Origin of the sequence: Pseudomonas sp. MS19, assembly GCF_013277615.1 — a bacterium.
In the GTDB taxonomy this organism is placed as follows: Bacteria; Pseudomonadota; Gammaproteobacteria; order Pseudomonadales; family Pseudomonadaceae; genus Aquipseudomonas; species Aquipseudomonas marincola.
Genome location: NZ_VBTO01000016.1, coordinates 64505 through 78086, shown reverse-complemented (window position 1 = coordinate 78086; position 13582 = coordinate 64505). Strand labels below are relative to the sequence as shown.

At 56.8% G+C, this 13582-nt stretch carries 10 protein-coding genes and 3 tRNA genes; 4 read left to right on the top strand and 9 right to left on the bottom strand.

The genetic code is table 11. The features are described 5' to 3' along the window. Positions 1-2 precede the first annotated feature (2 nt). Entirely contained in the window at positions 3-854 is an 852-nt protein-coding gene (locus FEZ62_RS17295; RefSeq protein ID WP_172929199.1) for an amidohydrolase family protein, read from the bottom strand. Positions 855-1032: 178 nt separating this feature from the next. On the opposite strand from FEZ62_RS17295, the gene FEZ62_RS17290 reads away from it, so the two are divergent. Beyond that, the gene (locus FEZ62_RS17290; RefSeq protein WP_172929197.1) at positions 1033-1770 is read left to right on the top strand and encodes a GntR family transcriptional regulator; all 738 of its coding nucleotides are present in this window, start codon (positions 1033-1035) and stop codon (positions 1768-1770) included. A 23-nt stretch (positions 1771-1793) separates the two neighbouring features. Here FEZ62_RS17290 and FEZ62_RS17285 read toward each other — a convergent pair whose 3' ends face one another. Next, a complete protein-coding gene (locus tag FEZ62_RS17285; RefSeq protein ID WP_090508698.1) occupies positions 1794-2006 on the bottom strand; it encodes a hypothetical protein in 213 nt (70 codons plus the stop codon). A gap of 300 nt (positions 2007-2306) precedes the next feature. Here FEZ62_RS17285 and FEZ62_RS17280 point away from each other — a divergent pair. The 3 genes from FEZ62_RS17280 to FEZ62_RS17270 all read left to right on the top strand — a co-directional run bounded on the left by FEZ62_RS17280 (position 2307) and on the right by FEZ62_RS17270 (position 3104). Continuing rightward, a tRNA-Met gene (locus tag FEZ62_RS17280) sits at positions 2307-2383 on the top strand. A gap of 258 nt (positions 2384-2641) precedes the next feature. Next, positions 2642-2718 (top strand) — tRNA-Met (locus FEZ62_RS17275). Between the two features lie 309 nt (positions 2719-3027). After that, positions 3028-3104, top strand: a tRNA-Met gene (locus FEZ62_RS17270). A 215-nt stretch (positions 3105-3319) separates the two neighbouring features. On the opposite strand, the gene moaA is transcribed toward FEZ62_RS17270, so the two are convergent. From moaA to FEZ62_RS17235, 7 genes are all read right to left on the bottom strand, one after another. Continuing rightward, on the bottom strand, positions 3320-4312 hold the full coding sequence (gene moaA, locus FEZ62_RS17265; RefSeq protein ID WP_172929195.1) for a GTP 3',8-cyclase MoaA: 993 nt from the start codon (positions 4310-4312) through the stop codon (positions 3320-3322). Positions 4313-4403: 91 nt separating this feature from the next. Further along, on the bottom strand, positions 4404-5333 hold the full coding sequence (locus tag FEZ62_RS17260; RefSeq protein ID WP_172929193.1) for a peptidylprolyl isomerase: 930 nt from the start codon (positions 5331-5333) through the stop codon (positions 4404-4406). 10 nt (positions 5334-5343) lie between these two features. Continuing rightward, positions 5344-6024, bottom strand: a complete 681-nt coding sequence (gene narI, locus FEZ62_RS17255; protein WP_172929191.1) for a respiratory nitrate reductase subunit gamma — start codon at positions 6022-6024, stop codon at positions 5344-5346. Then, the gene (narJ, locus tag FEZ62_RS17250; protein WP_172929189.1) at positions 6017-6772 is read right to left on the bottom strand and encodes a nitrate reductase molybdenum cofactor assembly chaperone; all 756 of its coding nucleotides are present in this window, start codon (positions 6770-6772) and stop codon (positions 6017-6019) included. Before narJ ends, narI begins: the two co-directional genes overlap by 8 nt. 2 nt (positions 6773-6774) lie before the next feature. Further along, positions 6775-8313, bottom strand: a complete 1539-nt coding sequence (gene narH, locus FEZ62_RS17245) for a nitrate reductase subunit beta (RefSeq protein WP_172929187.1) — start codon at positions 8311-8313, stop codon at positions 6775-6777. A gap of 11 nt (positions 8314-8324) precedes the next feature. After that, entirely contained in the window at positions 8325-12092 is a 3768-nt protein-coding gene (locus tag FEZ62_RS17240; RefSeq protein ID WP_172929185.1) for a nitrate reductase subunit alpha, read from the bottom strand. A 64-nt stretch (positions 12093-12156) separates the two neighbouring features. Further along, complete coding sequence (locus FEZ62_RS17235) at positions 12157-13578, bottom strand: NarK family nitrate/nitrite MFS transporter (protein WP_172929183.1); 1422 nt, start codon at positions 13576-13578, stop codon at positions 12157-12159. Positions 13579-13582 lie beyond the last annotated feature (4 nt).

Sequence of the window (13582 nt, the reverse complement as noted above, 5' to 3'; positions counted from 1 at the left end):
TTTTATTGTTCTGTTGCGTCAGCTTGTTGCTGAAATTTAAATAGCTGTGCCGGGTTTTCCAGCAACACCTGGCGGCGCTCAGCAGGATCGGGCAGCAATGCGGTGATCTCGGCAAACTGCGCGACATAGTCGGTTTCATGCTCATGGCGGGTATGTGGCCAGTCGCTGCCCCAGAGGAAGCGGTCAACACCGCCACAGGTCGAACGCAATACGCTGACCGACTGCTGCGCCTGTGCACGCGAGGCCTTGCAGCGGTAGGCAGCAGAGAGTTTGATATACAGTTGCGGGCTGCTTGCCAGCAGTTGCAAGAATGCTTGATGCGCTGGCAGTTCGGGGTCGATTTGCCCTTCGGGCAGGCCGAAATGATCAATCACCACCGTGACGCCGCTGGCCATAATTGCCGGCAGAATAGCCGCAAGATCGACCATCGGCCGCTGAATCTCCACTTGCCATTGGCGCCGTGCCAGTCGCGCAAAAAAATCCTGCCACAGCGCACTGCTGTAATCGGCGAGCGGTTTGCCCAACAGATTCAGCCTTATACCGACCACACCGCACGCCTGCATCGCGTCCAACTGCACCTCACTGATGCCCGGTTCAACCACCGCAATCGCGCGTAAACGCTGCGGATACTTGCGCAGCGCCGCGCACAGAAAACTGTTGTCAGTCCCGAGAAAACTGGGCTGCACCAGCACCCCGTGAGACAACCCAACGGAGTCTAGTTGGCGCAGATAATCCTCAACCCTCGCATCATAGTCGGGGCTGTAACGGCGCCCGTCGGCGAGCGGCAGGTCGCGGCTGAAAACATGCGCGTGGGTATCAATCCCGGTCAGGGGCGGCAGGTGTGAGGTGATCATATAGCAACACTCTGGCTGATTTATTGGTAAGTGCACTGCTCAGAGCACACCTTTTATACAGTCACGAATTCATATATATGTTTAGATGACCATATATTCAGAGCTACAGCCTGTCAACCAATGCACCCCGCCATCGGTCGGTGCTAAAGTATGAAAAATTGATTGTCTGGACCTCTATATGCCTCCTTCAAGCTTTAGCTCAGACCAACGCTTGCCGCTGTATCAGCAGCTTCGAGATGAAATGCTGGCCAAGATTGCAGCCGGGGAATGGCGTCCGGGCGAACCGATTCCAACCGAGCAAGAACTGACCAAGAGTTACGGGGTGGCTATTGGTACCATCAGAAAAGCGGTCGACACTCTGGTTGCCGATGGACTGCTGCAACGCAGTCAGGGCCGCGGCACCTTTGTCCGGCGCCCAGACTTCACCTCTTCACTGCTGCGGTTTTTCCGCCAGGTAAATAGTCAGGGCGAGAAGCAGATTCCCGACAGCCAGATTCTGGCGCGGCAGCTGCTAACGCCCACCGAACAGGTGCGCAAGGCCTTGCAACTTGAGCCAGAGGAATCGGTGGTATACCTGCAACGCACCCGCACACTGGATTCGCGCGCAGTGTTTAGCGAGGACATCTGGTTACCCGCTTCGCGTTTTGGCAAGTTGCTTGAGCTGGATCTTGCGGCATTCGGCAACCTGCTTTATCCGTTTTACGAGCAGGAATGCGGGCAAATGATCGCCTCGGCGCAGGAAACCCTCAGCGTTGAGCCGGCAAACAGCAGCGCAGCGGCGCTACTCGGCATCGCCGACAACGCGCCAGTGGTGGTGATAGAACGGATTGCCCTGAGCTATGACCGCAGCCCACTGGAGTACCGCATCTCGCGCGGAGCGGCCGACACCTTTCGCTATCAGGTCGAAATTTCCTAAACCGCTCCAGCGGCAAGAGGGAGTTACTGAGCTTGAGCGGCAGGCGTTGCAGCAGCAGGCGCTTGAGTATCGCTCTCGGGTTTATCCATATAGGCGCGGATAACCAGGATCACGATCAGGAAAAAGGCCGCCATGGGCAATAACTTGCTCGGCGCGGGCAACTCGACTCCGCAAGCGGGGCAATGCGTCTGCCCGCGCCCTACTTTGGCGCCACACCCTTTACATTTTGCTTGCATCAATCTTGTCTCCTTTAAAAGCCAACGCCGTTTTACCCGATACCGGCCCAAGCGTCACGCACTGGCGATTTACTTGACTGCAACAGCAGGGCAAGCAGGCATTCGCTTTAGCCAGCACGACCTTTAATCTTAGCTACTCGCGAATGACCGTTTTATGACTTACAAACTGCAGCGAAACCCAGCGCTGGCAGGGGCCCAAGCCATTCAGAGCAATCCATATTGACGCTAAGCGATTGAAGATAAAATAGTTTTTCCAACGTTAGCGGTTGACAGCAGGCCTCAGAAGCATAGAATGGCGACCGCGGGATGGAGCAGTCTGGTAGCTCGTCGGGCTCATAACCCGAAGGTCGTCGGTTCAAATCCGGCTCCCGCAACCAGATTCATGCAAAAGGCCTCGACAGTGAAAACTGCCGGGGCCTTTTGCTATCTGCGATTTACACAAAACAGAGCCTCCCCCCTGCTTCAGGGGCACATCGATAAAATCTGGCTCTCAGGCTTCTCTTTCTAGCGGGCTACGTACTGGCGCTGGCACCTGCACTGAATCCTCACCCAGCCAACCCCACTCAATCGCAGGCTTTCTGCCTGATTTCCCATATAAAAGTTGACAGCTGGGTTAAAGACGCTAGAATGGCGGCCGCGGGATGGAGCAGTCTGGTAGCTCGTCGGGCTCATAACCCGAAGGTCGTCGGTTCAAATCCGGCTCCCGCAACCAGATTCATGCATAAGGCCTCGACAGTGAAAACTGCCGGGGCCTTTTGCTGTGCGGCGCATTTCAGTTGCCGCCATGCGGTTCACTTTTCCAAGCTGCAACTCTCCTGTCGCACTTGGGCAAGTCGCCTATTTGCTACGTGCCGAGTACGCGAAACGCACCCCGTCGTCGCCTGGAAATATATCCCCAGCACCGCTCAGCAAGCGCAAATACATCGCTTAACGCCTGACCTGTGCGCTAAATAATTGAAGATAAAACAGTTTTTTCCGCCCTCACGGTTGACACACACACTCAGAAGCATAGAATGGCGGCCGCGGGATGGAGCAGTCTGGTAGCTCGTCGGGCTCATAACCCGAAGGTCGTCGGTTCAAATCCGGCTCCCGCAACCAGATTCATGCATGAGGCCTCGACAGTGAAAACTGCCGGGGCCTTTTGCTGTGTGGGCTATTTTATTCGTGCGTTTTTGTCGGCTGCGTTTTCGCTTAAGCGGGCAACTAAAGCTCAGCACGCCCGAAGCAGAACAACGACAAAAGAGCTGCGCCTGTGTTTGTCGCCCAGCAAAAAGGCCGCACACGGCGACCTTTGCAAAACAGCCGATTACGCCTCAGCCACCTGTGGCATTCATGAAGCGCACCACCTGAATGTCGTTGTCATGGGTGAACTCATGGCGCTCTGGCTTGCGCTGCAGGCCCGCCCCCACCGCGTCGAGCAACGGCTGATCGTTCTCGGGATAACGGCGCAGCAGAGCGCGCAGATCAACCGAGTTCTCATGCCCTAAACACAGAAGCAACCGCCCTTCTACGGTCAGGCGCACGCGGTTGCAGGTGGCGCAGAAGTTATGCGAGTGCGGCGAGATAAAGCCAATACGGCTTTGCGCGAAACCTTCAAGGCGAATGTAACGTGCAGGGCCGCCACTTTGCTCGGCGCTGTCGATAATCGAGTAGCGCTCGGCAATCAGGTCACGCACTTGATCACTGGAAAAGAAGCTCTCGCCGCGCGAGCGCCCGACATCGCCCAGCGGCATTTCCTCGATAAAGGTGATATCAAGGTCACGGGCCAGGGCAAAATCAACCAAGTCGAGTACTTCATCTTCATTGCGTCCGGCCATGGCCACAGTGTTCAGCTTAATTCGCTCAAAACCGGCCTGCCGCGCAGCCTCAATGCCATCGAGCACCTGCTGTAGATCGCCAGTGCGGGTGATCGCGTGAAACTTATCGGCCTGCAAGCTATCCAGGCTGATATTCAGCCGCTTGACCCCGGCGTCTGCCAAAGGCTTCGCCAGTTTGACCAACTGCGAACCATTGGTGGTCATCACCAGTTCGCGCAAACCTGGCAGTGCTGCGATTTGCTCGCAAAGCCCGACGATGCCCCGGCGTACCAGAGGCTCGCCACCGGTCAGGCGGATCTTCTTTACGCCTTGCCCGACAAACAATGCGGCCAGACGATAAAGTTCTTCCAGAGAAAGGATTTGCTCACGCGGCAGAAACGTCATTTCTTCCGCCATGCAATAGACGCAGCGAAAATCACAGCGATCAGTCACCGACATTCGCAAGTAGTCGATATGCCGACCAAATCCATCCTGCATCGAACCGTGCATCTGTGACTCCTGTTAATGACTCATGCGCACACGCCTTGAGGGTCTGTTATTTCGCTGTACAAGGCAACATCCATGTCGCCGACTTTTAAGGTTATTGCACCAAAGGAGAGTCCGCCCCTTCAAGCAAAATACCTTGTATGTCTGCCTGCCCAATCAAACCCTTGATGTACTGCACCAGCGCCACCTGCCAAACACGCTGATCAAGCTCGGTGCGAATCGAGCCGACAACTGCAGTATAGGGCAGCAATTCACCTTCGATTCGTTGATCGATCCAGGCCACGTGGTAACCATAGCGGCTCTCGATTGGCTGCGCAGCCAAGCCCAGCGGCAAACGAAACAATTGCCGCTCAAACTCAGGCACGGTCTGGCCTTTACTGATCTGGCCCAGCGCGCCGCCTTGTTGTTTTGACGGACAATCTGAATGGGCCAACGCCAGCTCAGCGAAGCGTTTATCATCGCTTTGCAGTTGCACAATCAAGGCATCCGCCTGCTCACGCGCCTTGCTGCATGCCATCGCATCTTCCGGGTCGGCCGCGAGCAATATATGCCGCGCTGCTATCAGAGGCGCACTGGAATAACGCTTACGGTTTTTATCGAAGTACTGCTGACAGGCCGCCTCATCAGCACGCGGCAATTCTATCTCCCGTTCGATCAGCGCGCTGATTTGCGCCTCCTCTTCGCTCTCCGCCCCTTGCCGCATTACCTTAAGGTTGAGCGCATTGACGCGCTGGCGGAGCAACTCTCGAATCACCAGCGCCTGGCTTGCCAAGAACACAGCCTCATTGCGCGTTGAGGCGGCGTGATATTGAAGCTCCAACGCGATCTGCTCTTGCTCGATAACAATGCCGTTGACCTTGATCCGCGGCCACTCCTGCTCGCTGCTGGCGATCAACTCTACCGGCGCAGCACTGGGTTCAACTGCTGCCGGAACAAATGTCTGGACCCCGGCCCCTTGGGCAACCGCAGCGTTGCTGCCATTGCACGAGCCGCCATGCCCACTGCGAGGTTGTTGAATACTCATCATCCACTCCTCAGCCTTTCTGGCGAACGATTTGATAACGACGACCCAAGTACCAGATTGGCGCGCTGACCATGTGCACCAGACGAGTAAAGGGGAAGAGTACGAACAAGGTCATGCCGAGGAATACGTGCAGCTTGTAGACCAAGCCGACGCCGGCAATATTTTCCGCCGCCACCATAGGTTGTAATGTCACCAAGGCTTGCGCCCAGTTACCCAGCAGAATCATCACCGAGCCATCGAGGTGAGCGGTCGAGGCAAAGATAGTGCCGAGACCGAGCAGCAACTGCGCCAGCAACACCAGCAAAATCATCACATCCGAGAAGCTCGACGAAGCGCGCACCCGAGGGTCGGTGAGACGGCGATGGATCAGCATGAGCAAACCGACCAGACAGATCACACCGAATATGCCACCCGAGACCATTGCCAGCAGTTGCTTGTTTTCAGTGCTGATCACATGGTGATACAGCGCAGGCGGTGTCAGCAGCCCGACAAAGTGTCCGAGTAGAACAAACAGAATCCCGACATGGAACATGTTGCTGGCCATGCGCATGCCTTTGTTACTGAGCATTTGGCTTGAACCGGTCTTCCAGGTGTACTGCGAAAGGTCAAACCGCGCCCAGCTGCCAATCAGGCAAATAGCCAGCGCAACGTAGGGATAGACCCCGAATAACAGCAAGTTTGTGTTAGACATCCTGCACCTCCCGAAACTGTGGCTCGCGCTTATCGTCCGTATTGAAATCGACCCAATGCATGGGCACCGGCAGCTCTTCGCGAGCTTTGCCGGGCGCGGTGGCCTGGCTTGGGCAACGGTCTTGTTGCTCGGCCTGAAGGAAGTCGACGGCCTCCTCCTCCCAGACCTTGTCCAGTGCTTCGAGCGAGTCATCGCGCACTTCTGCGGCAACTTGCTCACGCACCTCGGCAACTGCAACGCTCGGCTCTGCACCTGCAATCTGCAACAGTGCCCGCATGCAACTGGCGTAGCTGCTCTCGCGCTCATCAAGACGCGCGGCCAGCAGTGCCAGTAAATGGGCGACATCGGCCAGCCCTTCGCGGGCTTCCAAGTCTTCACGGGTCGACAGATATTCGAGATACAGCGGGATGTAATCGGGCAACTCCTTGACCCCGATATCAAACCCGTCGGCCTCGTACTGCGCCATCATGTCGACCATGGCCTGGCCGCGGTCACGCGACTCGCCATGCACATGCTCAAACAGCAGCAGAGACAGCGAACGACCCCGACCAAACAGCGCGCTGTAATGCTCCTGGCTGTCCATCAGGTCACCGCCGGTGATGTCTTCCAGCAGCACCTGCACCGCCGCACGTTGTTGCGGGCTGATCTCACGCGATGCGTTAATGGCGGCGCTCAACTCAGCGTGCCCCTCGACCAGTTGCTCGGTTGGATAATCCAGCAGCAGGGAAATCACTTTGAGAACTTGCATGCTCAATCCTCCCAGATCTGCACGGTTTTCAGGATGTCGCGCTGGGTGGCCTTTTTAGCGCCAAACATGTTGGTATCCGAACTGCCATTGCAGCCACTGCCGAAGCTGAAACCACAACCCGAGCGCTCGGCGAATGCGTCGCTCATGGCCTCTTCGCGGTGCGCACTCGGAATCACGTAGCGATCCTCGTAATTGGCGATGGCCAGATAGCGGTACATATCTTCGACCTGCAATTCAGTCAGGCCCACGTCTTCCAGCACTTTCAGGTCGCGCACACCGTCTACTTGCTGCGCACGCTTATAGGCGCGCATGGCCAGCAAACGCTTGAGCGCCAGCTTCACCGGTTTCTCGTCACCGGCAGTCAGCAGATTGGCCAGATAACGCAACGGAATCCGCAGGCTATCGACGTCCGGCAGCACACCATCCATGCTGATGTGACCGGCTTGAGCAGCGTTCTGGATCGGTGACAGTGGCGGTACATACCAGACCATCGGCAAGGTGCGATATTCCGGGTGCAGCGGCAGCGCCAACTGCCAGTCGACGGCCAGCTTGTACACCGGCGACTGCTGCGCCGCTTCGATCACTGACATTGGCACGCCATCGGCCAGCGCCTGCTTGATCACAGCCGGATCGTTCGGGTCGAGAAAAATCTCCAACTGCTTCTGATACAGGTCCTGCTCACTGGCCGTGCTCGCCACCTCGGCGATACGGTCGGCGTCATACAAGAGCACGCCCAGGTAACGAATACGCCCGACGCAGGTTTCCGAGCACACGGTAGGCATACCCGCTTCGATGCGCGGATAACAGAAGATGCACTTCTCGGATTTGCCGCTTTTCCAGTTGTAGTAAATTTTCTTGTAAGGACAACCGCTGATGCACATGCGCCAGCCACGGCATTTTTCCTGATCGATCAGGACGATGCCGTCTTCTTCACGCTTGTAGATCGCACCACTCGGGCACGAAGCAGCGCAGGCCGGATTCAGGCAGTGCTCGCACAGGCGCGGCAGGTACATCATGAAAGTATTTTCATACTCGCCATAGATATCCGCCTGGATATTGTCGAAGTTGCGGTCCTTGCGGCGCTTGGCGAACTCGGTGCCGAGAATTTCTTCCCAGTTTGGCCCCCACTCGATCTTTTCCATGCGCTTGCCGCTGATCAACGAGCGTGGCCGGGCAATCGGCTGATGTTGACCTAGCGGCGCGGTGTGCAGGTGCTGATAGTCAAAGTCGAATGGCTCGTAGTAATCATCAATCACCGGCAAATCGGGGTTGGCAAAAATGTTCGCCAACACCCGAAACTTACCGCCAATTTTTGGGTTGATCGAACCATCGGCATTACGAATCCAGCCGCCTTTCCACTTGTCCTGGTTTTCCCACTCTTTGGGGTAACCAATGCCGGGTTTGGTTTCGACGTTATTGAACCAGGCGTATTCCATCCCTTCACGGCTGGTCCAAACGTTCTTACAGGTCACCGAACAGGTGTGGCAACCGATGCATTTGTCCAGGTTCAGGACCATGCCAACTTGTGAGCGAATCTTCATGGCAACTTCCCTCAAATTTTCTGTGGCAGTGGTTGTGGCAAAGCGTCGTCACCCAAACCGCCAACATCGGTGCCATCGAGCCAGTCGACCTTGTGCATCTTGCGCACCACGACGAATTCGTCGCGGTTACAGCCCACCGTGCCGTAATAGTTAAAGCCGTACGACTGCTGCGCATAACCGCCAATCATGTGGGTCGGTTTGAGCACCACCCGGGTGACCGAGTTATGGTGGCCGCCACGGGTTTTAGTGGTTTCCGCGCCGGGCAGATTCACGATCCGTTCCTGGGCGTGGTACATCATCACCATGCCGTCTTTAACCCGCTGGCTGACCACTGCACGCGCGGTCAAGGCGCCGTTGGCGTTAAAGCATTCGACCCAATCGTTGTATTCAATCCCGGCGCTTTTCGCATCGTTCTCGGACAGCCAGATAATCGGTCCGCCACGGCTCAGCGTGAGCATCAGCAAGTTATCGGTATAGGTGCTGTGAATGCCCCATTTCTGGTGCGGCGTGATCCAGTTGAGAACGATTTCCTTGTTGCCATTGGGCCGCTGATCCTTCACCACTTCAATCGTGCGGGTGTTGACTGGCGGCCGATAACTCATCATCTGCTCGCCGAAAGCCTCCATCCACGGATGGTCCTGATAGAACTGCTGACGCCCGGTAATCGTGCGCCACGGAATGAACTCGTGAACATTGGTGTAGCCGGCGTTGTAGCTGACGTTCTCGTCTTCCAGCCCCGACCACGTCGGGCTGGAAATAATCTTGCGCGGCTGCGCTTGAATATCGCGGAAGCGGATCGCTTCGTGCGCCTTTGGCTTGGCCAAATGGGTGTGATCGAGACCGGTGAACTCCGACAGCGCAGCCCACGCTTTAACGGCCACATGGCCATTGGTTTCTGGCGCCAGCGAGAGAATGACTTCGGCTGCATCAATCGCCGTTTGAATCTGCGGGCGACCTTTGCTGACGCCTTCATCGGTGACCTTGTGATTGAGGCTGCCGAGGAAATCGACCTCATGCTGGGTGTTCCAGCTAATGCCTTTACCGCCATTGCCCAACTTGTCGAGTAACGGACCGAGCGAGGTGAATTGCTTGTAGATATTCGGGTAGTCGCGCTCAACTACCATCATGTTCGGGCAGTTTTTACCCGGTATTGGATCTTCACCTGCGGTTTTCCAGTCAGTACCGCCGTAAGGCTGAGCCAACTCTCCCGGGGTATCGTGAAGCAGCGGCATAGTGACCAAGTCCTGCTCAACACCCAAATGGCCCTCGGCCATTTTCGAGAAGTGCTTGGCGATACCTTTGTAAATTTCCCAGTCGGAACGCGACTCCCAGGCGGGATCAATCGCCGCGGACAGCGGGTGAATGAACGGGTGCATGTCGGACGTATTCATATCGTCCTTCTCGTACCAAGTGGCCGTTGGCAGAACGATGTCTGAGTACACACAGGTTGATGACATACGGAAATCGAGAGTGGTGACCAAATCGATCTTGCCGATTGCGCCCTCCTCGACCCACTCGACTTCCTTGGGAATAGCGCCGCCGGTTTTGCCGATGTCTTCGTTCATCACACCGTTTTTGGTGCCGAGGAAATACTTGAGCATGTACTCATGGCCCTTACCGGAAGAACCCAGCAAGTTAGAGCGCCAAATGAACATATTGCGCGGGAAGTTATCGGGATTATCCGGCTGCTCACAGGCAAAGCGCAGGCTGCCATCTTTCAGCGACTGAGTGACGTAATCGACCGGCGACAACCCCGCAGCCGCCGCATCACGGGTGATCTGCAACGGGTTACGGTTAAGCTGCGGCGCGCTTGGCAACCAGCCGCCACGCTCGGCCTGAATGTTGTAGTCGAGCGCGTGCTCGGGGAACTTCGACTTGTCGGCCATTGGCGAGAGCACGTCGTGCATGTTGAGCTTCTCGTGGCGCCACTGCGAACTGTGGTTGTAGAAGAAACTGGTGCCGTTCATTTGGCGTGGCGGACGGCTCCAGTCCAGTCCAAATGCCAACGGTAACCAGCCACACTGCGGCCGCAGTTTTTCCTGCCCGACATAGTGCGCCCAACCGCCGCCAGTCTGGCCCACACAGCCGCAGAGCATGAGCATGTTGATCAGCCCGCGGTAGTTCATGTCCATGTGATACCAGTGGTTCATCGCCGCACCGACGATGATCATGGAGCGGCCTTTGGTCTTGTCGGCGTTATCCGCAAATTCGCGGGCAATCTGAATCGCTTTCTCGCGGCTGACACCAGTAATCTGTTCTTGCCAAGCCGGGGTGCCCGGCACTGTGGCGTCGTCATAGCTGCTGGCCACATTGCTGCCGCCGATACCGCGGTCGATGCCCAGATTAGCGGCCATCAAGTCAAACACGCTGGCTACTTTGGCTGTGCTGCCATCGGCGAGGGTGATGCTGCGAGTCGGCACGCGACGTAGCTGGATCTCTTCGCCTTGAACATGCTGAAAGTAGTCGTGGGTCTGGCCGCCGAAATACGGAAACGCGACGTCACTGGACTCACCGCTGTCTATCAGGCTGAGCGTGAGATCGACCTCACGGCCGGCGCCACCCTCACGCGCTTCAATGTTCCATTTGCCCTTCTCACCCCAGCGATAACCAATCGAGCCTTGCGGTGAAACCAGCTCACCACTGGCATCAATGGCGATGGTCTTCCAGTCGGGGTTATTTTCCTGACCGAGGTTATCGGCCAGATCAGAGGCGCGCAGGAAGCGCCCGGCGCTGTAGCCTTCATCACGTGATTCAAGCAGCACCAGCACCGGCAGATCGGTGTAGCGCTTGGCATAATCGGTGAAATATGCGCTGGGCTTTTCCAGGTGGAATTCTTTGAAGATCACGTGGGCAAACGACTGCGCCAGTGCCGCATCCGTGCCCTGCTTCGGGTTCAGCCATTGATCGGTCAGCTTGGCAACTTCGGCATAGTCCGGCGTAATCGCCACGGTCTTGGTGCCTTTGTAACGAACCTCGGTGAAAAAGTGCGCATCGGGTGTGCGCGTCTGCGGCACATTAGAGCCCCAGGCAATGATGTAGTTGGAGTTGTACCAGTCAGCTGACTCTGGCACGTCGGTTTGCTCACCCCACACCTGCGGTGAGGCCGGTGGCAAATCGCAGTACCAGTCGTAGAAGCTCAGGCACACACCGCCGATCATCGACAGATAACGCGCGCCTGCGGCGTAACTGACCATCGACATCGCCGGAATGGGCGAGAAGCCAACTACGCGATCCGGGCCATATTGCTTGGTGGTGTATACGTTGGCAGCGGCGATGATTTCATTGACTTCATCCCAATGCGAACGGATGAAACCGCCCATGCCACGCTTGCTTTTGTAGCTCTCAGCTTTGACCGGGTCTTCAACAATGCTCTGCCACGCCTCAACCGGCGCCATCGTTGCGCGAGCTTCGCGCCAGAGTTTGAGCAGCGGCTTGCGCACCTTCGGATATTTGAGGCGGTTGGCGCTGTAGATGTACCAGCTGTAACTGGCGCCTCGCGGGCAACCACGCGGCTCGTGGTTAGGCAGATCATTGCGCGTACGCGGGTAATCAGTCTGCTGGGTTTCCCAGGTGATCAATCCATTCTTGACGTAAATCTTCCACGAACAAGAACCGGTGCAGTTAACCCCGTGCGTTGAGCGTACGATTTTGTCGTACTGCCAACGGGCGCGATAAACGTTTTCCCAGTCCCGGGACTCCTTGCGCGTTTCGCCGTGTCCATTGGCGAACTCACCCTGCTTGCGTTTAAAAAAGCGCAGCTGATCGAGTATATGGCTCATTTATCAATCCTCTCAGGTTTGGCGCCAGCTCTTACCTAACGCCCGCATGACTAACGGTTAGGTATTAACAAGGCGTCTCTGCGCCTTTGCGTGCGTACCACCACCAAGTCACGCCAATGCAACTCAGGTAGTAAGTAATGAAGATGTACATGGCCACTTCCGGGCCGCCGGCATCCGCCATTGCGGTGGCGAAAGCGATGGGAATGAAGAAGCCGCCGAAGGCACCAATCGCCGAGGTGAAGCCGACCACAGCAGCAGATTCCATACCCGCCTGTTGCTTGGCCTGCGCTTGCGCCTCCCGATCCTTGCCCGCACTCCAGCGTTGATGCAGCGTGCGGAAGATCACCGGAATCATGCGAAAGGTTGAGCCATTGCCAATGCCGGTGGTGATGAACAGCAGCATGAACATGCTCAGAAAGCCGTAGAAACTCCCAGGGTTGTCGCCCTGAGGCAGGAAATGCAGGACGCCGAAAATCGAGCCGATCATCACCACGAAATTCCACAGGGTGACGCGGGCGCCACCAAGGCGATCAGCCACCCAGCCGCCCAGAGGACGCACAGCCGCGCCTACAAACGGCCCGAGAAAGGCAAATTTAAGGGCGTCGACGTCTGGAAATGAGGTTTTGATCAGCATCGGAAATGCTGCGGCAAAGCCGATAAACGAGCCGAAAGTGGCGAGGTATAACCAGCACATCAGCCAGTTATCCTTACGCTTGAAAATCACCGCCTGTTCGCTGAATGACGCCTTGGCGCTGGTCAGGTCGTTCATGCCGAACCACGCGGCAATCGCCAGCAACGCAATCAGCGGAACCCACACATAACCGGCGTTTTGCAGCCACAGTTGAGTGCCATCTTTTAACTCTTGCGGCGCACCGGCAATGCCGCCAAACAAGCTGACGCCGATTACCAGCGGCACGGTGAACTGCATCACCGACACACCCAGGTTACCCAGGCCGGCGTTCAAGCCCAGCGCTGTGCCCTGCTGCGCTTTAGGGTAAAAGAAGCTGATATTGGACATCGACGAGGCGAAGTTGCCGCCACCAAAACCACACAGCAGCGCAATCAACACAAACACGCTGTAGGGCGTATCCGGGTTCTGTACCGCAATGCCCATCCAGATGGCCGGAAGCAACAGCGAGGCGGTGCTGATGGCGGTCCAGCGACGCCCGCCAAACACCGGCACCATAAACGAGTAAAACACCCGTAAGGTGGCACCAGAGAGCGCCGGCAAAGCTGTCAGCCAGAACAGCTGGTCGGTACCAAAGTTGAAGCCGATGGCATTGAGCCGCACGATCACTGTGCTCCAGACCATCCAGACGGCAAACGCCAGCAATAGCGCGGGAATCGAAATCCACAGATTACGCGTGGCTACACGTTTACCAATGCGCTCCCAAAACTCTGGGTCCTCTGGACGCCAGTCATCAATCACAGGCCCCACTTTGCTCGGCGCGGGCTTCGGTGTTGGGGTGTTATTGGGTGTACTCATGGCG